General features: G+C 33.2%; 22 protein-coding genes. 10 read left to right on the forward strand and 12 right to left on the reverse strand.

Annotation, left to right across the window (positions count from 1 at the left end; translation table 11 throughout):
* Positions 1-70: 70 nt before the first annotated feature.
* The 4 genes from ACQ0RB_RS11660 to ACQ0RB_RS11675 form a co-directional block, all read right to left on the reverse strand.
* The gene (locus ACQ0RB_RS11660; RefSeq protein WP_129759643.1) at positions 71-589 is read right to left on the reverse strand and encodes a ferritin; all 519 of its coding nucleotides are present in this window, start codon (positions 587-589) and stop codon (positions 71-73) included.
* An 85-nt stretch (positions 590-674) separates the two neighbouring features.
* On the reverse strand, positions 675-1,574 hold the full coding sequence (locus ACQ0RB_RS11665; RefSeq protein WP_129759642.1) for a DMT family transporter: 900 nt from the start codon (positions 1,572-1,574) through the stop codon (positions 675-677).
* 82 nt (positions 1,575-1,656) lie between these two features.
* Complete coding sequence (locus tag ACQ0RB_RS11670; protein WP_129759641.1) at positions 1,657-1,986, reverse strand: DMT family transporter; 330 nt, start codon at positions 1,984-1,986, stop codon at positions 1,657-1,659.
* Positions 1,983-4,109: a Tex family protein gene (locus ACQ0RB_RS11675; RefSeq protein ID WP_430498625.1), complete on the reverse strand. Its 2,127-nt coding sequence runs from the start codon at positions 4,107-4,109 to the stop codon at positions 1,983-1,985. The genes ACQ0RB_RS11670 and ACQ0RB_RS11675 overlap by 4 nt, the downstream gene beginning before the upstream one ends.
* 119 nt (positions 4,110-4,228) lie before the next feature.
* On the opposite strand from ACQ0RB_RS11675, the gene ACQ0RB_RS11680 reads away from it, so the two are divergent.
* Genes ACQ0RB_RS11680 through ACQ0RB_RS11690 form a run of 3 tightly spaced genes read left to right on the forward strand, consistent with a single transcriptional unit; the run spans position 4,229 to position 6,899 of the window.
* On the forward strand, positions 4,229-5,236 hold the full coding sequence (locus tag ACQ0RB_RS11680; RefSeq protein WP_430498627.1) for a hypothetical protein: 1,008 nt from the start codon (positions 4,229-4,231) through the stop codon (positions 5,234-5,236).
* A 7-nt stretch (positions 5,237-5,243) separates the two neighbouring features.
* A complete protein-coding gene (locus tag ACQ0RB_RS11685; RefSeq protein ID WP_430498628.1) occupies positions 5,244-6,257 on the forward strand; it encodes a hypothetical protein in 1,014 nt (337 codons plus the stop codon).
* A gap of 21 nt (positions 6,258-6,278) precedes the next feature.
* Positions 6,279-6,899: a hypothetical protein gene (locus tag ACQ0RB_RS11690; protein WP_430498629.1), complete on the forward strand. Its 621-nt coding sequence runs from the start codon at positions 6,279-6,281 to the stop codon at positions 6,897-6,899.
* A 61-nt stretch (positions 6,900-6,960) separates the two neighbouring features.
* Here the strand turns inward: ACQ0RB_RS11690 and metG are convergent, their stop codons facing one another.
* Positions 6,961-9,030 (reverse strand): methionine--tRNA ligase, encoded by a 2,070-nt coding sequence (gene metG, locus ACQ0RB_RS11695; RefSeq protein WP_430498631.1) that lies wholly within the window; start codon positions 9,028-9,030, stop codon positions 6,961-6,963.
* A 165-nt stretch (positions 9,031-9,195) separates the two neighbouring features.
* Between metG and ACQ0RB_RS11700 the strand changes: the two genes are divergently transcribed.
* The 3 genes from ACQ0RB_RS11700 to ACQ0RB_RS11710 all read left to right on the forward strand — a co-directional run bounded on the left by ACQ0RB_RS11700 (position 9,196) and on the right by ACQ0RB_RS11710 (position 11,518).
* A complete protein-coding gene (locus tag ACQ0RB_RS11700) occupies positions 9,196-10,209 on the forward strand; it encodes a S66 peptidase family protein (RefSeq protein ID WP_430498633.1) in 1,014 nt (337 codons plus the stop codon).
* Positions 10,210-10,301: 92 nt separating this feature from the next.
* Positions 10,302-11,138, forward strand: a complete 837-nt coding sequence (locus ACQ0RB_RS11705; RefSeq protein WP_430498635.1) for a winged helix-turn-helix domain-containing protein — start codon at positions 10,302-10,304, stop codon at positions 11,136-11,138.
* A 20-nt stretch (positions 11,139-11,158) separates the two neighbouring features.
* Positions 11,159-11,518 (forward strand): YraN family protein, encoded by a 360-nt coding sequence (locus ACQ0RB_RS11710; protein WP_131506270.1) that lies wholly within the window; start codon positions 11,159-11,161, stop codon positions 11,516-11,518.
* A gap of 44 nt (positions 11,519-11,562) precedes the next feature.
* Here the strand turns inward: ACQ0RB_RS11710 and nadD are convergent, their stop codons facing one another.
* From nadD to ACQ0RB_RS11725, 3 genes are read right to left on the reverse strand one after another with little or no spacing between them, the layout of a single operon-like run.
* Complete coding sequence (gene nadD, locus ACQ0RB_RS11715; protein WP_430498637.1) at positions 11,563-12,141, reverse strand: nicotinate (nicotinamide) nucleotide adenylyltransferase; 579 nt, start codon at positions 12,139-12,141, stop codon at positions 11,563-11,565.
* A complete protein-coding gene (gmk, locus tag ACQ0RB_RS11720) occupies positions 12,138-12,719 on the reverse strand; it encodes a guanylate kinase (protein ID WP_134198431.1) in 582 nt (193 codons plus the stop codon). The genes nadD and gmk overlap by 4 nt, the downstream gene beginning before the upstream one ends.
* Positions 12,719-13,576, reverse strand: a complete 858-nt coding sequence (locus ACQ0RB_RS11725; protein ID WP_129759630.1) for a YicC/YloC family endoribonuclease — start codon at positions 13,574-13,576, stop codon at positions 12,719-12,721. The genes gmk and ACQ0RB_RS11725 overlap by 1 nt, the downstream gene beginning before the upstream one ends.
* A gap of 133 nt (positions 13,577-13,709) precedes the next feature.
* On the opposite strand from ACQ0RB_RS11725, the gene ACQ0RB_RS11730 reads away from it, so the two are divergent.
* Positions 13,710-14,186 (forward strand): acyl-CoA thioesterase, encoded by a 477-nt coding sequence (locus ACQ0RB_RS11730; RefSeq protein ID WP_131506267.1) that lies wholly within the window; start codon positions 13,710-13,712, stop codon positions 14,184-14,186.
* On the opposite strand, the gene ACQ0RB_RS11735 is transcribed toward ACQ0RB_RS11730, so the two are convergent.
* Both ACQ0RB_RS11735 and ACQ0RB_RS11740 read right to left on the reverse strand, forming a co-directional pair.
* A complete protein-coding gene (locus tag ACQ0RB_RS11735) occupies positions 14,178-15,071 on the reverse strand; it encodes a DMT family transporter (RefSeq protein WP_430498640.1) in 894 nt (297 codons plus the stop codon). The two genes, ACQ0RB_RS11730 and ACQ0RB_RS11735, sit on opposite strands and share 9 nt — an antisense overlap.
* Entirely contained in the window at positions 15,064-15,417 is a 354-nt protein-coding gene (locus ACQ0RB_RS11740) for an arsenate reductase family protein (RefSeq protein WP_262732342.1), read from the reverse strand. The genes ACQ0RB_RS11735 and ACQ0RB_RS11740 overlap by 8 nt, the downstream gene beginning before the upstream one ends.
* Positions 15,418-15,491: 74 nt before the next feature.
* On the opposite strand from ACQ0RB_RS11740, the gene ACQ0RB_RS11745 reads away from it, so the two are divergent.
* Positions 15,492-15,947 (forward strand): DinB family protein, encoded by a 456-nt coding sequence (locus ACQ0RB_RS11745; RefSeq protein WP_131506264.1) that lies wholly within the window; start codon positions 15,492-15,494, stop codon positions 15,945-15,947.
* Here ACQ0RB_RS11745 and ACQ0RB_RS11750 read toward each other — a convergent pair whose 3' ends face one another.
* Positions 15,948-16,673 (reverse strand): DUF3298 and DUF4163 domain-containing protein, encoded by a 726-nt coding sequence (locus ACQ0RB_RS11750; RefSeq protein ID WP_430498643.1) that lies wholly within the window; start codon positions 16,671-16,673, stop codon positions 15,948-15,950.
* A gap of 71 nt (positions 16,674-16,744) precedes the next feature.
* Between ACQ0RB_RS11750 and ACQ0RB_RS11755 the strand changes: the two genes are divergently transcribed.
* A complete protein-coding gene (locus ACQ0RB_RS11755) occupies positions 16,745-17,923 on the forward strand; it encodes a cystathionine gamma-synthase (protein WP_430498702.1) in 1,179 nt (392 codons plus the stop codon).
* A 71-nt stretch (positions 17,924-17,994) separates the two neighbouring features.
* Here ACQ0RB_RS11755 and ACQ0RB_RS11760 read toward each other — a convergent pair whose 3' ends face one another.
* On the reverse strand, positions 17,995-18,801 hold the full coding sequence (locus tag ACQ0RB_RS11760; protein WP_430498644.1) for a THC0290_0291 family protein: 807 nt from the start codon (positions 18,799-18,801) through the stop codon (positions 17,995-17,997).
* A 225-nt stretch (positions 18,802-19,026) separates the two neighbouring features.
* On the opposite strand from ACQ0RB_RS11760, the gene gdhA reads away from it, so the two are divergent.
* Entirely contained in the window at positions 19,027-20,370 is a 1,344-nt protein-coding gene (gene gdhA / locus ACQ0RB_RS11765; protein WP_129759622.1) for an NADP-specific glutamate dehydrogenase, read from the forward strand.
* Positions 20,371-20,387 lie beyond the last annotated feature (17 nt).

The following is a 20,387-nucleotide window of genomic DNA, read 5'->3' on the forward strand; positions in this document are numbered from 1 at the left end:
ACTAACTTGTAGAATATGAGGCAAAAATAAATTATTTTAATTAATTCTAAATAAAATTAACTGTTAAAAATTATTCAGGACTTTCAGAAGCAGCTGTGCTTATTGTTATTTGTTGAATATCTCTGTCAAATAAGTACAAGCCACCTTTATCGTCTCCTATCATATTTATTTTATCAAGAATTGTACGAGCCATTGCTTCTTCTTCTATTTGTTCGCTTACATACCATTGTAAGAAGTTGTGAGTAGAATAGTCTTTTTCTTGTAACGCAATATGCACTAACTCATTAATGCTTTCTGATACAAATACTTCGTGTTCAAATAGTTTTTCAAACATTTCCTTAAACGATTTAAAGGTCACATTTGGTGCATTTAAGGCTGATACATGAGCGTGTCCACCACGTTCGTTTACATATCTAACTAGTTTGAGCATATGCGCACGTTCTTCATCAGATTGTGAGTACATAAAACCAGCAACTCCTTCAAGTCCTTTTACTTCAGCCCAACAAGCCATAGCTAAATAGATTTGAGAAGATTCGGCTTCAACTCTAATTTGATCATTTAACGCTTTTTCTATTTTTTTTGATAACATAATGTCTTTCTTTTTACGTAAAGTTAAGCATTTTTAAACGTTAAAGATGTTAGAATAGTTTTAAATTACCTTCGTTGCAGTAATATTATAAAGGCTTTACTTTTGACTTAATTTTTCTAAATGAATATGATGTTAGTGGTGTTTCTTTAAAAGTAATCCCAATACCTAAAAGCAAAATGATTCCTCCAATTACCATTTGAATAGTTACTTGCTCTCCTATAAACATCCATGCAAGAACAGTTGCCAAAATTCCTTGACCAAGCAAACTCACAGAAACTCTTGTAGCACGCATATGTTGAGTTGCGTAACTAATAAGAAGCCAAGCTAACAACTGACAAACTAATGCTTGAATAATCAACACAATCCATCCCATGTTACTAAACCCATAAAAAGGTTCATTAAGAAAATAGCTTAATACACCTAAATGAATACTTGAAGCTATTAAGTTAAGTGTCATAAAACTTAAAATATCCATCGTTTTCAAAACATATTTACTTATCAGCATATAGAAAGCATAAAGCACTCCAGACAGCACACCAAAAACAAATGCCAAATCAAAATCTAATGTTTTAAATACCTGAAATCCTACTAGTAATACCATACCAAAAATAGCAACAAGGGTTCCTATCCAAAAATTAGGTTTTGGTTTATTTTTTAAAAAAAGGAATGCTAAAATACCAACCCACACAGGAGATAAATTTGTCAATAGTGATGCTTGTGTAGCAGTTGATTCTTGAATGGCAATATTCCAAACAGTAACATCTGTCCCAAAGATAATGCCACAAACAATGGCTAGTAGCCCAACTTTAAAATTAGGAATTTTGAGTGCACGCTTGTACAACACAAAGGGCAGTAATACAAGCAGAGAAAAAAACATTCTGTAAAATGCAGAAATTACACCAGAGGTTAAATTTAACTTAACCAAAACAGGGAATATAGAAATACATATAACCCCAACAACCAAAGCCATTCTTGCCTTTTTCATAAACTAAAAAAAATGCAAAGCTAAATCTTATATTGACTTTTAAGGCTTTATTTTCACACAAAAATATGTTAAATATTAGAACTTAATGTTGAGACACAAATTTTAAGCCAACAATAGAAATAATTAAGGTTGAAATAAAAAAGACACGCCAAAAATTAGCAGGTTCATTAAACACAAAAATGCCTACTAAAACCGTACCTACAGCTCCAATGCCTGTCCAAACGGCATAAGCGGTTCCTATTGGCAACGTTTCGGTAGCTTTTATTAAGAGCCACATGCTAATGGCTAAACAAAATAAAAAGCCTAAAAACCAATAGGTAGACGTGTTTCCTGAGGTTTCTTTTACCTTTCCTAAACAAAAAGCAAAGGCAACTTCAAATAATCCTGCGATAATTAAAATAATCCAATTCATGATTTATGTAGTTTTAATTGAATACGCTTACGCGGAATATCAACCTCCAAAACTTTTACAATGACCTGTTCGTGCAAACTAATATGCGCACTAACATCACTTACAAAACCATCTGATAAGTTTGAAATATGAATTAAGCCGCTTTCTTTAATTCCAATATCAACAAAAGCTCCAAAATTGGTTACATTATTGACAATTCCCGGAAGCAATTGACCTTCTTGCACATCATTGATGGTTTTTATGTTTTGATTAAAGGTAAACACTTTGGCTTGTTCTCTAATATCTAATCCTGGTTTTTCAAGTTCTTTTACGATGTCTTTAAGTGTTGGCAAACCAACGGTATCTGTACAATAGGATTTTAAATCAATACCATTTAAAACAGCAGAATTCCCTATAAGTTCAGAAACTCGTTTTCCTTCATTTTTTGCAATAGCTTTTACAATACTATAGCTTTCAGGATGCACAGCAGAATCGTCTAACGGATTTTTTGCATCTTTAATTCTTAAGAATGCTGATCCTTGCTCAAAAGCTTTATCGCCTAAACGTGGTACTTTTTTTAAATCGGTTCTTGATGAAAATGCACCATGTTCATCGCGATAACTAACAATGTTTTCGGCTAATTTAGGGCCAATTCCAGATACATAACTCAACAAACTTTTACTTGCGGTATTTAGATTAACACCAACAGCATTCACGCAACTTTCTACAACCGTATCTAGTTCGGTTTTTAATTTGGTTTGATCGACATCATGCTGATATTGACCAACACCAATAGATTTTGCATCAATCTTAACCAACTCTGCCAACGGATCTTGTAAACGACGACCAATAGAAATGGCACCTCTAACAGTGACGTCGTAATTAGGAAACTCGTCTCTGGCAATTTTTGAAGCCGAATAAATACTAGCTCCTGCTTCACTTACCACAAACACTTGAATATCATTTTTAAAACGAATACGTCTGATAAGTGATTCTGTTTCGCGCGAAGCGGTTCCGTTTCCAATAGCAATAGCTTCAATTTTATAAGCTTCAGCAAGAGTGCTTATTTTTTTTATGGCGCCAGTACTATCGTTTTTAGGCGCATGTGGATAAATGGTTTCATTGTGTTTAAGTTGCCCTTGCGCATCTAAACACACTACTTTACAACCAGTTCTAAAACCAGGATCGATGGCCAAAATACGCTTTTCTCCTAATGGTGAACCCAACAACAATTGTTTTAGGTTTTTAGCAAAAACAGTTATCGCAGCTTCATCGGCTTTTTCTTTAGCATTTTGTAACGCTTCATTGCTCAATGATGGTAACAATAAGCGCTTGTATGCATCTTTTATAGCAATCTCGATTTGGTCGGAACACGCATTGTCAGATTTTATAATACGCTGTGCCATTTTATCTAAAGCACGTTCATCATCAATTTCAATTTTCACACGAATAAAACCTTCATTTTCGGCACGTAAAATGGCTAGCAAACGATGTGAAGGAATACGACTCAATGACTCGCTCCAATCAAAATAATCACGGAATTTTTGAGCGTCTTCTTCAGCGGCTTTCTTTTTTACAACTTTAGTTGCAATAGTTGCAAAACGTTCTAATTGATAACGAATATTGTTTCTTACATCAGTACGCTCATTAATCCATTCGGCAATAATATGTCGTGCACCTTCCAAAGCATCATCTACAGAATCAACAGCATCTTTTACATATTTATATGCTATGCTTTCAATATCGTGAGCGTTTTGACTCATTATGATTTTAGCTAAAGGTTCTAATCCGTTAGCTTTAGCAGTATCAGCTTTTGTTTTTCGGCTTTTTTTGTATGGCAAGTAAATGTCTTCAAGTGTTGTAATATCTTGAGCGTCGTTTACTTTTTGTTCTAATTCTGACGTTAAAACATCTTGCTCTTCAAGTGCTTTTAAAATAGCCGCTTTGCGTTTTTCAAGCGCCTCAAAGAGTTCTTTGTATTTTACAATATCACCTATTTGAACTTCGTCAAGATTTCCCGTAGCTTCTTTTCTGTAACGTGAAATAAACGGAACAGTACACGCATCGTTAAGCAAGCTAATGGTGTTTTTTACAGATACTTCTGGAAGGTTAGTGTTTTTGGTAATATATGAGAGTAGAGACATAAAATGACTTTCTTTTTTGTAGGCTGTAAAAATATAAAAGATAATGATAGAAGTAGGGCAAATGTCGTATTGTAACAAATAAGTTGAGCATATATTTTTACAGATTATATACAAAAATTATGGTACTTAAACACATTTTGCTGACTTTCAGCTTTTTTTTAATCTCTTTAAATCATCTGCAAGCGCAATCGCTACCAAAAGTTACTACTCAAGATTATGGGTTTTTACAACCTGTTAATATAGTAGAAACTGTTAGTTATAATCTTGATAAAGAACCAATAGAGAAATCAACGTATCGATTCAGTAAGGATGGATTTATAGACAATTATCACATTCAGAATTTAAAAGATAATACGTGGTCAACATCAAAATGCATTTATAAAAAAGGTAAGCTACATAAACGTATTTTTGAGTTTAGTAATTCAAAAGAAAACAGAAAACATACGTACAAATACAATGGAGAAGGGCAGCTTGTGGAAGAAACCATTAAGTTGAAAAATGGTAGTAGTCATAATACATTTAGCTACCAAAACGGGTTACTATACCAAACGACATCTATAGAAAACAACACAGTCACTACATATTATTACTCTAATAAAGGGAAACTTTATAAAGCTATTAGAACTCAAAAGAATGAAAATCAAAGAGAGATAACTACCAACTACTATTATCTTGAAGGTAAAGAAATTACTTCGTATGTGTCACCTGAACAACGTTTTGAAGTGACTTCTTATTTAGAGAATTTTATACTAAAGTTTGATTTAAGTGACAACGAAAATGCAACCGAAAGACTCATGAAAGGTATGCAACGATTTGACAAAGAAGCGCCTTTAGATAATTTACCTTTTAATTTAGAGCAATATTCAAATCAAACCACACAGTTTTATGGAAAACACAAGGATAAACTAACACTTACACAAGTATTGTTGTTTGATTATAAAACCGATGCGCAAGGAAATAAAATTGCGTATGCCGAAGCTGATATCGATTTAAACACAAATACTATTGCAGGTATTAGATTTTATAAAACAACCTTATCTAATGGAGAAGTTATAGGTAATACCAAATATGATGATGAAGTACAAGCAAAGTTTGAAGATATGTTGTCGGCTATAAATTCGTTTTAATAAGCTTATGGTACCTCAAAATCAATATGAAATTAAGCCACTAACGTTGCAAGACAGAAAAATGCTCAGGCGACAATTTTTGTTTTTAATTGCATTTGGTGTTTTTGTTGGAGCTATTTTTTTCTTCATTTTTAAATTTGTGTTGCCAACTGGTGAAATGGGATATATTCCTGTTTTTGTTTTTACTGCTTTTGCTCTAATTTTTGGAGCCTTTATATTCTACTTTTTCTGGGGAACTTATATCGATTTAAAAAAAGGAGTAAAACAATGCTATACTGGTATTGTTACTGATAAGCGGGTAAACAAACACACATCATCTTCTGCCAGACATAATAGAAGTGGTGGTTCTCATGCCTATGGTTCTTCACGTAAAAGTACCCAAACTCACTATTACATTAGTATAGAAAACATAGAGCACAGTGTGTCTTACAAGCAGTATTCCCAAGCTAAATTAGGTGATAAAGTTTCTATCGAGATTAGCCCTAAAAAGAAGGAAGTTTTAGACTTTAAGGTTTTAGAAAAAAATAATGACATAACAGACTTGTCTCATCATACAATAAGTAAAAAGCGTTACGAACGTGATGAGAAGTCTTTTCCTATGACAATTAAAGAGATTGAATTAGTCAAAAAAATGTTTTTTAAAACGATTAGAAAAGATCTAATGTATCTTATCCCAATAATTATTCTACTATTTGTACTTTGGAAAGGCATATTCATATTTCTAATTCCGTTAATTATTGCATTTATATACTACTCATTTAAACTGTTGATTAAGTACAATAGATATGCAAAGTTTAATCGTAATGGTTATTTAAAAACGGTTACTAAGGTTCAAGTGATTGATAAATTGAAAGCAACGTCTAATCGAAGTTCTACAAAATTTCAAATTGAAACTAATCACGGAAATATTAATGTTTCAGAGCATATTTATAATCAAGTGCAGGCTTCTCAAGTCATAAATTTACACAAAGCCTCATTTATAAATCTATTGTTTGAAGTGAGTTTTGATTATGACAATTAACCATCCAGAAAAATAAACCCAATGAATAGTTTTTCATCTCTTATAGATAAACCACTTAAACATTATTCACAATGGGATTTTTTAGTATTTATTTTGCTTACTGCTTTATCCATTTGGAGTGGGCAAACTACAGTGTTTTATATTATTTACTTTTTTTGGTGGAATGAACTTATTAGAATTATCGTTGACAGAATTTGCTTTAAGCATAACAAAAATGCGGTAAATATAAGTCAAGGAAAAACATCTGTATTCGGTTCCTTTATCCAAATGGGTGTGTATTTTGTGTTTATAGTAGTATTTTTTGCGTTTATGGCCAATTGGAACAATGATACGCTTATACTAATTAACATGAGAATTTTATTTTTCCAGAATTGGTTTTTTAACATTAACCTAGTGTTTGTGGCTGTAGAACGTATACTGTTACATAGCACTCAGCAACCTTTAAAAGTAAGTTTTGGAAACTTTACACCTAACATGCTTATCCTTCATGTGTCAATAATATTAGGTGTTGTTTTAATGTTTTTTGTGGTTAGAAATTTCCCTGAAACTTTCACACCCAATAATTTATGGGGTTCGGTAATTATTATTTTACCCTTTTTGCTCATAAGAGCATTTGCACTTCGTTTTAAATTGACATCCTAACTGAAAATAAAAAACCTCATAGCATAAGACTATGAGGTTTGTAATCTGTTATTAGGTGTAATTAACTTATCTGTAAACCGTTTGCGACATCTTGGTTGGCATCAGGGTTTACAAACACCAATTTACCTTCAGGACTTTCGGTCATTAAAATCATACCTTCGCTTTCAACACCACGTAATTTTCTTGGTGCTAAATTCACTAAAACGGTAACGCGTTTTCCAATGACTTCTTCAGCAGTAAAGCTTTCAGCAATACCAGAAACTATGGTTCTGGTGTCAATACCTGTATCAACCTTTAAAACTAAAAGTTTTTTAGCTTTCGGCATTTTTTCGGCTTCAATAATCGTTCCTACACGTAAATCTAACTTTGTAAAATCATCAAAAGTGATTTCTTCTTTTTGAGGTTCGGCTGCTTTATTGGCAGCTTCATTGGCCTTTTTACTCGCTTCTAGTTTATCTAATTGTGCTTGAATGTCTTTATCTTCAATTTTATTGAATAACAATTCAGCTTTTCCTATTTGATGTCCTGCAGGAAGCAAAACATCTTTTGTTGAAATGTCTTCCCAAGAAGATTCTGTATCAAGTGCGGAATGAGAAAGGATAGATTTTAATTTTGAAGAAGTAAACGGTAAAAACGGCTCGCTTATAGTTGCTAAAGCCGATGCTATTTGTAGTGCTACAAACATAATTGTTTTTGTACGTGCTTCATCTTCTTTAATGACTTTCCAAGGTTCTTCATCAGCTAAATACTTATTACCCAATCGTGCAAGATTCATCAATTCCTGACTTGCCTCACGAAAACGGTAACGCTCAATAGAACTTGCAATAACATCTGGATAAGCTTTTACAGCAGCAAGTGTTTCTTCATCAACTTGAGAATAGTCGCTTGGTTCTGGAATAATACCATTGTAATATTTGTTGGTTAAAACAACAACACGGTTTATAAAGTTTCCAAAAATGGCTACCAACTCGTTATTGTTTCTTGCCTGAAAATCTTTCCAAGTAAAATCATTGTCTTTGGTCTCTGGTGCATTTGCTGTTAATGCATAACGCAAAACATCTTGCTTATCTGGAAAATCCTCTAAATATTCTGGCAACCAAACTGCCCAGTTTTTAGACGTAGATAATTTATTGCCTTCTAAATTTAAAAACTCGTTAGCTGGCACATTATCTGGTAAAATATATGAGCCTTCTGCTTTTAGCATACTTGGGAAAATGATACAGTGAAACACAATATTATCTTTTCCTATAAAGTGAACCAATTTGGTGTTTTCGTCTTTCCAGTATGGTTCCCAATCTTTTCCTTCGCGTTCAGCCCATTCTTTGGTTGCCGAAATGTAACCAATTGGCGCATCAAACCATACGTAAAGCACTTTGCCTTCGCCACCTTCAACAGGAACAGGGATTCCCCAATCTAAATCGCGTGTTACAGCACGAGGTCGTAAACCATCGTCAATCCAAGATTTTACTTGTCCGTAAACATTAGGTTTCCAATCTTTTTTATGACCTTTTAAAATCCATTCTTTTAAAAAATCTTCGTGCTTATCTAATGGTAAAAACCAGTGTTTTGTTTCTTTTAGTGTTGGCGCATTGCCAGTAATAGCTGATTTTGGGTTAATTAAATCGGTAGCATTATGGCTGGTTCCACATTTTTCACATTGATCACCATAAGCTTCTTCATTACCGCATTTTGGGCAAGTTCCAATCACAAAACGGTCTGCCAAGAACTGTTTAGCTTCTTCATCATATAACTGCTCGGTAACTTCTTCAATAAATTCACCTTTTTTATACAACTCCAAGAAAAACTCTGAAGCCGTTTCATGGTGAATTTGCGCTGACGTTCTTGAGTAATTATCAAAGGTAATTCCAAAATCTTCAAAAGATTTTTTAATAATGGCATGATATTTATCAACGACATCTTGAGGTGATACACCTTCTTTTTTTGCTTTTATAGTAATAGGAACACCATGCTCATCGCTACCGCAAACAAAGGCCACATCGTTTCCTGTTAAACGTAAGTAACGCGCATAAATATCAGCAGGAACATACACACCAGCTAAATGCCCAATATGAATTGGACCGTTTGTGTAAGGTAATGCTGCAGTAATTGTATATCGTCGTGTATTATTCATTGTCAAATTTCATGTCTGGTCGAGCGCAGTCGAGACCTTTAGCAAAAAACCTCTCGACTGCGCTCGAGGGGACAAATAAATGTCATAAGTGTTTTCAAAATGGTTTTGAAGCTACAAAAATACGTAATTTAAGAGCGTTTCTGAAAAAAAATGTACATTTACAATATGTCTAAATTTGTCCTTAAAATATGTTTATGTTGTTTGGTTTTTTTCTTCGGAATACAAGCCTTTTTTGCGCAAAATAAACACTCACAAACCACTACTAATTTGATACAACCAGAATATCTTAAAGCAGGCGATACCGTTGCTATTGTAGCGCCTTCAGGAATATTAAAAAATCGCCAAGGCGAAGTACAACAAGCTGTTGATTTACTTAAAAGTTGGGGCTTGCATGCTGTTGTTGGTAAGCATGTGTTTAGTCAAGATAATCATTTTGCTGGAACTGATAACGAGCGTTGTGAAGATTTTCAAAATGCGATGGACAACCCAACTATAAGTGCTATTTGGTGTGCACGTGGTGGATATGGAGCTGTAAGGATTTTAGACAAACTCGATTTCACAAAATTTAAAACACAACCCAAATGGCTTATAGGTTATAGTGATATTACAGCCTTACATAGTTTGTTTCACAACCAAGGGTTTGAAACCATACATGCTATGATGTGTGTGAGCTTAACAAAAGATCTTGAAGGACTTGAACAAACCGTTGCTACATTTAAGTCGGCAATTTTTGGAGAGACTTTGACCTATACTTTAGCAGGAACAAATTATAACAGAATTGGTACAGCATCAGGTGAATTGGTAGGAGGAAACCTAACGATGTTACACACTATGTTGGGTTCTGAAACTAGTATTGATACTTCGGGAAAAATTTTATTTATTGAAGAAATTGGTGAGTATAAATATCATATAGACCGTATGTTACAAAGTTTAAAACGCGCTGGTTATTTTGATAATTGTGCAGGAGTTATTGTTGGTGATATGACCAAACTTAGAAAAAATACGACGCTTTGGGGAACATCCATTGAGCAACTAGTTTTAGATGCTTTGGCTGATTACGATTTCCCGATTGCATTTAATATGCCTGCTGGACACGAAGATGATAACAGAGCAATGTTTTTGGGTCGAACAGTACAGTTGACAGTTGGTACTGAGCAGTCAACATTGGTTTTTGAGTAGGTTTCTTTTATCATTAAAGAATGTAAAAAAAGTGTCAAAGAAGTGTCAAACGCTCAAGTAATAGACATATTTATGTTTTATTTACAAAACATATGAAAAGGACTATTTATTCTATATTTTTTATTTTGTTGTTGAGTTGTTCAATGTCTTGTGACGATGAAAATTCATTTTCTGAAATCACTAAAATTGCATTGCGGGATGTAGGGAATTCACTTTTACTGTCTCAAAACGATTCTACCTCTTTGGTTTTACCAATTACTAATATTGATACTAACAAATTTGAATTAACCTTTCAAGAAGAACTAAGTATTGTTCCAGATAGTTTAGTAGATGCAGTAAAGAATAGCTTTACCAAAGCCAATTTACCTGATAATTATAGAATTGAAGTATTGCAGTGTTCAGATAATGAAGTAGCGTATAGCTATGAAATGAAAAATGAAGAGCAGAATAGTATTATACCTTGTATGGGTAGAGCATTACCTGTTGGGTGTTACATAATCCAAGTGCAATTTACTGAGCTTAAACAAACTTCTTGGATAATGTATGTATTACTTTTGGGTGGAGTAATTTTAGCTTTATGGTTTTTAATGAAGCTTAGAAAACCAAAGCTCAAGGAAGACACGTTGGAATCTTACATTATTGGAAAATATGAGTTTTACCCTGACCAAAATAAATTGGTAAAGTCAGCTTCTGAAATTCAACTTTCCAAAAAAGAGTGCGAACTGCTTGAAATTTTCTATGAAAACTTGAATACTGTAGTTAAACGAGATGAGTTGGTTAAACGAGTTTGGGAAGACCAAGGCGTGTTTGTTGGTAGGAGTTTAGACACCTATATTTCTAAACTGAGAAAAAAATTACAGGAGGACGATTCTATAAAAATAACCAACATTCATGGTATTGGATATAAGTTGGAAGTCTTAGATACATAGCGTTTTAATTATTAAATAAGATGGCACAACACAACGAACTTGGTAAAAAGGGAGAACAACTAGCAGTAGATTTTTTGTTGCAAAACCACTATGAAATTGTGGAACGCAATTATCGTTTTGATAAGGCTGAGGTTGATATTATTGCCCAAAAAGAAGCTATTCTTGCCATTATTGAAGTGAAAACACGCTCTACTACCGATTTTGGAAATCCGCAAGATTTTGTAAAACCAAAACAAATTAAAAACCTAGTAAAAGCAGTAGATGAATACGTAACCGTAAATGGTTTAGAGGTTGAAGTGCGTTTTGATATTATTGCAATTGTAAAAAACGAAAAAGACTACACGATAGAGCATTTAGAAAATGCATTTTTTCATTTTTAAAATAAGAGATTCCGCATCAAGTGCGGAATGACAAGTGGAAAATCTTACCTATAAAAATTCATTTCGTCAACATATTCCCAAACGTGTTCAGGAAGCATTGGCCTTATGTTTTTACCTGCTTTTATTGATTTTCTAATAAATGTAGAAGAGAGCTCCATTATTGGAGCAGCAACATGATGAATTTTTGGGTGACCATCAAACTGGGTTTCAACAGTTCCTTCAGAAATACGAGGATACACATAAATATCATGACCTTGAAGAATCAATTCATAGTTTTTCCATTTATGGAAACTCTTTAAATTGTCTTCACCCATAATTAAAGCAAACTCATAATCAGGATGTTTTTCTTGTAAGTATGTAAGCGTATTTATAGTGTAATTTGGCTGTGGTAAGTTAAACTCAATATCGCTTGGTTTTAGTTTGGTATAGACTTTTGTGGCACGATATACCATTTCTAAGCGTTGGTGGTTATCTAGTAAAGAACTCTTTTTTTTAAACGGATTGTGAGGTGTAACTACTAACCAAATTTGGTCCAAATCACTATATTCAGCCATGTGGTTGGCAATGGTTAAATGCCCAACATGAATAGGGTTAAACGTACCAAAATAAAGACCTATTTTCATTTTTTATCAATACCTAAATAGTTTGAAACTAGTTTGTATGCTTCGTCTAAAGCTTTGTCTAAATCGTCGTTAACTACAATTTTGTCAAACAATGGTGCAGTTGCCAATTCAGCAGATGCCTTTGCAATACGCATGTTTATTTTGTCGTCACTTTCGGTCTTACGTTTTTTAAGTCTTATTTTAAGTTCGTCAATACTTGGAGGTTTTACAAAAATGGCAAGTGTTTCTTCTGGGAATTTTCGTTTAATGCGTAATCCTCCAGAAACATCAATATCAAAAATAACGTGTTTACCTTTGGCCCAAATACGTTCCACTTCGGTTTTTAAAGTGCCATAAAAATTGTCGCGATACACTTCTTCCCACTCCAAAAACTCATCGTTTTTTATTTTCTTTTTAAAGTCTTCAAAACTTAAAAAATAGTAGTCTTTACCATGTACTTCTTCGCCTCTTTTTGCACGCGAAGTAGCCGAAATAGAAAACTCTAAATCCAACTCTTGCTGTTTAAGCAAATGTCTTACAATAGTGGTTTTTCCTGAGCCAGAAGGCGCTGAAAACACAATAAGTTTACCTTGCTTCATTATAATACGTTTAAGAGTTGTTCTTTAATTTTTTCGAGCTCATCTTTCATTTGAACTACCAGTTTTTGCATTGGTGCATAATTAGATTTTGACCCAATGGTATTGATTTCGCGTCCCATTTCCTGACTGATAAACCCTAATTTTTTACCGTTAGAATCGCTAGATTTTAATGTTTTCAAAAAGTAGTCCAAATGATTGCTTAATCTTACTTTTTCTTCAGTAATGTCAAATTTTTCTATGTAAAATACCAGTTCTTGCTCAAAACGATTTTCGTCAACTTTTTCTTTTATATCAGCAATTCCTTTTTGCAAACGTTCTCTTACTCCTTCAATACGCTCAGGATCCATTTTTATAACTTGCTCCAATAGGTTTGAAATAGTGTTGACACGCTCTATAAAATCGGCTTCCAAAACTTGTCCTTCATCTAATCTGTACTGATAAATTTTTTCTAGACTGCTATCAATTTCTTTAGCAATTTGGCTCCATTCGTCTTCATCAATTTCATCACGTTCAGTAGTCACTGCATCAGGAAGTCTAATAGCCATTTTAAGCATTTCGGTTTCATCACCATCAACAACTTCTTTAAGTTGTTTAATGTACTGTTGCACAACTGTTTTGTTGATTTGAGTAGAGGTTTCTTCACCAGTAATTTCCATGTACAACGAAAAATCTATTTTACCTCTTACCAGTTTAGAAGCGATTTGTTTTCTTATCTCAAGTTCCTTTTCTCTGTAAAGCGAAGGCATGCGAGTATTTAAATCTAAATTTTTGCTGTTAAGGGATTTTACCTCTATTGAAATCTTTTTTGTTGGAAGCTGAATTACAGACTTCCCATATCCTGTCATTGATTGTATCATGAACCTACATTTATATAAAAGTTGAGCAAAGGTAAGGAAAAACATATAGTTATGGGTTATTATAAAAAGCGGAATAACTATTATGCTTGCATAACAAAAATCAATAAATTTGTAGAACTTAAAAACCTATGTTATGTATAAAAAACAATTTGAAATTAGATGGAGTGATGTTGATGCCAATAGGCATTTGGCAAATTCTGCTTATGTAAACTTTATGAGTCATACTCGAGTGGCTTTTTTTGAAGATCATGGCTTTTCACTTTCAAACTTAGCTAAGTATGATATTAGTCCTGTAATTTTTTATGAGCACATCTATTATTTTAAAGAAGCGTTTTTAGGCACGCCAATTACTGTAAGCTTAGAAATTATGGGCTTAAGTGACGATGGTATGTTTTTTCAAATAGAGCACAATTTCTACAACCATAAAGGTGAAAACTTAGCTAATTGTGAAATTTTAGGTGCTTGGATTAATTTAAAAACTAGATCGTTAACACCACTTCCTGAAAACTTTAAACAGGAAATGGACACTTTTCCTAAGTCCAAAAACTTTAAGGTTTTAACAAAAGAAGATACTAGAAAGTTCGGTAAAAAGCCAGTAAACCTAAGCTGATGCTTTAGGCTTTTTGGTAACCAAATACACTCCAGTAAAAATTAGAGCAGCAGCTAAGATTTTTACAGTATTTACAGTATCGCTTCCCATTAGTATTGCAAAAACACCAGCAATTACAGGTTGTATATACAAAAATGTACTTACTGTTGATGCTCTTAGTTTTGTTAGTGCTAACGGATTTAAAAGATATGTACCAAAAGTTGCGCCTACAATAACAAATAGTATTGAGAAATAGATGTATGGCGTAAATGTATTTAGGTCAACACTTAATACTTCATTATACCCAAAAGGTAACACCAAAATAAAACCAAATAAAAACAACCATTTTATAAATGTAAACGGATGGTATTTATTGGTGAGTTTTTTAATGATTATTAAGTAAATACTATAAGAAACAGCATTAATAAATACTAAAAAGTTACCTAGCAAAATATTGTCTCCAACAACTTTTGACCGTCCATAAACCGATAGCACAATAGCTCCAGCAAACCCAAGTATAACACCTAAAATTTTAAGAGAGGTTAATTTTTCGTTAAGTAAGAAAGAAGACAGCACCAAGACCACAATAGGCACAACAGTCATAATTACTGATGCATGTATAGGTGTTGTAAATTCTAAGCCTTTAAAAAAGGTAAGCATATTAAGAGCAATACCAAAAATAGAGGCAAAGAAGAAGGTTAAAAAGTCCTTTTTATCAATTTTTTCTTTAGGAGCGAAGATGCTAAAAATCCAAAAAAGCACAGCAGCTCCTAGCACTCTAAGTAAGATAAATCCAAACGGTTTTACATGTCCTTCATCAATAACATCATTAGCAAAGGTAAAGGTAAGACCATAAATAACTTGAACTATAAAAGCGGCTATCAAAGCCAAAATTCGGCTATTCATGTATTGCTTTTTTTGCAGCCTCAACAGTTTTAGCGCTGTTGCCAATAAAAATCTGATTATTTGCTAGTATCACAGGTCTGCTTAAAAAGGTGTAATGCTCAAGGATGTACTGTTTATAATCTTTTTCAGAAAGGTTCATGTCTTTTAAGCCCATTTCTTTATAAAGTTTTGCACGTTTGCTAAACAACGCTTCATAACTACCAGCTAGAGCTTTCATTTCGTCGAGTTGCTTAACAGTTATTTCTTCGGTTTTAATATCCTGTAAGATAAAATCTGAAGGTAGGTTAAGCGTTTTTAAAATTCGCACGCAAGTGCTACAAGTTTTTAGGTAGTAAACTTTATTCATGAGTTAACAGTTTTACACTGCAAAGTAAACGGATTTGAAGTAAAAATTAATTACTTTTAAATAAAATTTAAACTATGGAATGGGATTTTGATATTACGTTAAAAAACAGAGCTGTTCTTAAAACCTTTATTGAGAACTACTCTTTAGAAGAGCTTAATAAAGTACCTAAAGGGTTTAAAAACAATATGATTTGGAATATAGCTCACACCATTGCTACTCAACAATTGTTGGTGTATAAGCTATCGGGTTTACCAATGATTGTTAACGATGATTTTGTTGAGGCGTTTAGAAAAGGTACAAAACCTGAACGCGATTTAACCCAAGCCGAAGTTGACGAAATAAAAGGATTACTTTTCTCAACTATTGAAAAAACCAAGGAAGATTATAACAACAAAATCTTTCAAACCTTTAATGAATATACAGTAACCACAAAAAACAGGTTAACAAATGTCGAGGAAGCCATTGCTTTTAACAATTACCACGAAGGCTTGCATTTAGGTTATATTTTGGCATTAAAGAAATCTATTTAGTTACTCTGAGAGTTTTAAGAACTCACTAATTTCACTGTAAGGTATAGTAAACTCAGTAACACCTTGAGCATAAGCAGCTATTTCGTAGGTGTTGTATAAAAAGATGATACCCTCATCGCTAAAACCAATATTTTCAGGCATTTTAAAAAACTCGTCAAAAAAGTAATCATCAGTATTTTGGTTTTTAGAAATGTTCAATTCTTTTTCAAGATAGGTTTCAGCAAGTTCAGCAACTTTTGTAGGGTTATTAAAAATATCATCAAAACTGTATAATGCTCCAGTTTTAGGATTAAAATTCAATAAAGTAATAGCGCTATTGCCATGAGCTCCACCAGTAAACGTATAAGAGTCAATTGCAATGGTAATCACGTTTTCAGAGTTGTAAATAACTTCGCCACTTACATTTGCATCCCATTTAATTGAGCTGTCTTCAAATTCTTTTTTAAAATTTATATATCTGTTTTCAAAATCTTTAATTGAAGCTTCTAATGATAATTGTTCGGTATCATCTTCAAAAAAGGCTATGTTTTTTGAAATGGTTTGCTCTATTTCAGAATTTATTTTTGAAGCAATATCTGATTTGGATGTAACTTTTGGGTAGATAATTTCAATATTAACATGCTCATTGTTTTCAAGAGCTGTTTCAGAAAATTCAACTGGAGTTACGTCATTTTTACAGCTGTAAAAGAGGGTGAATATTACTATAATTAGGCTAAGTTTTTTCACAGGGAAAAGGATTTTGTTAAACATACTATAAAGGTATTACATAGATTTGAATACAACGAATTAAAGGTTAAATTTGTTGTAATTATAAAAATAGAAAGACATTCAGTACTATGAAATTTAATACTAAAACAATACATGGAGGTCAAGAGCACGATCCTGCTTATGGTTCGGTTATGCCTCCAATTTATCAAACATCTACTTACGCACAATCTACTCCTGGAGGACATAAAGGATATGAATATTCAAGAACTCATAACCCAACACGTAATGCGCTTGAAAATGCTTTTGCAAGTATAGAAAATGGAAATCATGGGTTAGCATTTGGATCTGGTTTGGCAGCTATTGATGCAGTAATTAAGCTTTTAAATCCTGGAGATGAAGTTATTTCAACTAACGATTTGTATGGCGGAAGTTATAGATTGTTTACAAGTGTTTTTGAACGCTTTGGAATAAAATTTCATTTTGTAGGAATGGAAAATGCGTCTAGCATTGAAAGCTACGTAAATGAAAATACAAAGCTTATTTGGGTTGAAACACCTACTAACCCAATGATGAATATTATTAATATTAAAACAGTATCAGCAATTGCTAAAAAGCACAACTTGCTATTAGCAGTTGATAATACTTTTGCTACACCATATTTACAACAACCTTTAGATTTAGGAGCCGATATTGTAATGCATTCGGCAACTAAATATCTTGGTGGACATAGCGATGTTGTTATGGGAGCATTAGTTGTAAAAGATAAAGCGCTTGCCGAAAAATTGTATTTTATACAAAATGCAAGTGGAGCAGTTTGTGGTCCTCAAGATAGCTTTTTGGTGTTAAGAGGCATAAAAACACTACATGTACGTATGCAACGTCATTGCGAAAATGGTAAAGCAGTTGCTGAGTTTTTAGCAAATCATCCTAAAATTGAAAATGTATATTGGCCTGGGTTTACGAGTCATCCAAACCACGAAGTTGCAAAGTCGCAAATGAAGGATTTTGGAGGAATGGTATCGTTTACCACAAAAGGAAACAATTATGAAGAAGCTATAAAAATTGTTGAGAAATTAAAGGTGTTTACACTTGCAGAGTCTTTAGGAGGTGTAGAATCTTTAGCTGGACATCCAGCAAGTATGACACATGCTAGTATACCAAAAGAAGAGCGCGAAAAAACAGGAGTAGTTGATTCGTTAATTAGGCTTAGCGTTGGTATTGAAGACGAAGCCGATTTAATTGCCGATTTAGAGCAGGCTATAGGATAGTTTGAACTTTCAAGAATAATAAAAAAAGACCAACAAAATTGTTGGTCTTTTTTTATTATATCTTAAAATGATTAATCTAAGTAGTAAATGTATCCAAAGTTTAACCACACTAACCAATCGTTGTATTTGTTGTAGTCTAGTTTATGGTCTAAACCGTCAATCCAATCACTAAAATAGTATTGCCAACGAAGGTCTAGCATTAAATCGGATAAAGGAGTGAGTTTATATCTAACACCAACACTAGTTACTACAGACCATGCATTGACTTTATCTAAATTAATAGGATATTCAGTATCAGTTGCAGGATCAAACCAATAGGAATAAATGTTATTTTGGTTAAAGATGTTTCCGTCACCATAATCAGTGCTTCCTTGCGGACTAGATGAGGTATAATGCGCTCCTAAACTTACAAAAGGAGCAAACCTATAACTAAATGCTTGAAACGATCGAATACTCAACGGGAAATATTCTAACTGCATACCAACATCAAAATTTTCAGCAACACCATGTTGCGCTCTTAACCTGTCAGCATTATCACTTACATTATCAGGGCCTACCCATTCACCATGATGGTCAAGGTTGGTTTTATTCCAAGATATTTCACTACGAAGTTTAAAGTGATCATTAAAGTAGGTGTCAGTAGAGTAGCAGTTACAGTCTGCTCTGTAAGCAAAATTGATGTAATGAACTATACCAATACCAATACCTGAGTTACCAAAATTGGTTTCTTCTTCGTTTCTACTACCAAAATCTGATCTAAATTGAACTGGTCCAACTATAGCACCAATTTCGTGGGAAAAACCTAGTTGAGAAAACACATTATTTACATTTGCAAGAAGAACAAATATAATGGTTAACTGTTTCAAATTAAGCGCCATATGGTTTCTTTTAGTGAGGGCATAGATATCAACAAATATATAAAAACTGCTTTAACTACCAAATAATTAGTGTTTAAGCTATAATTATAATTTAAACGTTCTGATTTATAAGATTGTTACTCACATATTATTTTTTTGAGAATAATAAAAAAATAAGTTGTATTTTTTAGAGATAACGTATCTTTGTGCCTTGAAATTATCAATGCATTATTAAATAAATATATAATGAAAGAAAAAATTGAAGCTTTTTTAGACCTTGTAAAAGAAAGAAATGGTCAAGAACCTGAGTTTTTACAAGCAGTAGAAGAAGTAGCTGAAACAGTTATTCCTTATATTGCTAAACACGATATTTATCATGGAAAAAACATTCTATTAAGAATGGTTGAGCCAGAAAGAGTGGTGACTTTTAGAGTGTGTTGGGTAGATGATTCTGGTGAAATACAAGTAAATAGAGGTTATAGAATTCAAATGAACTCTGCAATTGGTCCTTACAAAGGAGGATTACGTTTTCATCCATCAGTAAATATGAGTATTCTTAAGTTTTTGGCTTTTGAACAAGTATTTAAAAACAGTTTAACAACTCTGCCAATGGGTGGAGGTAAAGGAGGAAGTGATTTTGATCCTAAAGGAAAAAGTGACAACGAAATTATGCGTTTTTGTCATTCTTTTATGAGTGAATTATTCCGTCATATTGGACCTCAAACAGATGTTCCTGCAGGAGATATTGGAGTAGGTGCTAGAGAAATAGGATTCCTTTTTGGAATGTATAAAAAATTAAGAAACGAGTTTACTGGAGTTTTAACAGGAAAAGGAATGTCTTGGGGTGGTTCATTAATTAGACCAGAAGCAACAGGTTACGGTAACGTTTACTTTGCTCAAAGTATGCTTAAAACTAAAGGAGATGATTTTAATGGAAAAACAGTAGTGGTTTCTGGATCTGGTAATGTGGCACAATATGCAGCTGAAAAGGCAACTCAATTAGGAGGAAAAGTAGTGACATTATCAGATTCTTCAGGTTACATTTATGATGAAGAAGGTATCGATGCTTCTAAATTAGCGTTTGTAATGGAGCTTAAAAACGTAAAAAGAGGAAGAATTAGTGAGTATGTTGAGAAATATCCTAACGCTAAATTCTTTAAAGGTGAAACGCCATGGAACGTTAAATGTGATGTTGCTTTACCTTGTGCAACACAAAATGAACTTAATGGTGATGATGCTAAAGCATTATTAAATAACGGTTGCATTTGTGTAAGTGAAGGTGCTAATATGCCATCAACTAAAGAGGCGATTGCAGAATTCCATAAAGCTAAAATATTGTTTGCTCCAGGAAAAGCATCTAATGCAGGTGGTGTTGCAACTTCTGGTTTAGAGATGACTCAAAACTCGTTACGTTACAACTGGACGAGAGATGAAGTAGACAATAAGTTAAAAGAAATTATGGCTAACATACATGAAGCATGTATTGAGTATGGTAAAGATGAAGATGGTTATGTTGACTATGTTAGAGGAGCGAACATTGCAGGTTTTGTAAAAGTTGCTGATGCTATGCTAGCTCAAGGAGTAGTGTAATTTCAAATAAAAAAAAG

The sequence above is a fragment of the Gaetbulibacter sp. PBL-D1 genome (assembly GCF_050509525.1).
In the GTDB taxonomy this organism is placed as follows: Bacteria; Bacteroidota; Bacteroidia; order Flavobacteriales; family Flavobacteriaceae; genus Gaetbulibacter_B; species Gaetbulibacter_B jejuensis.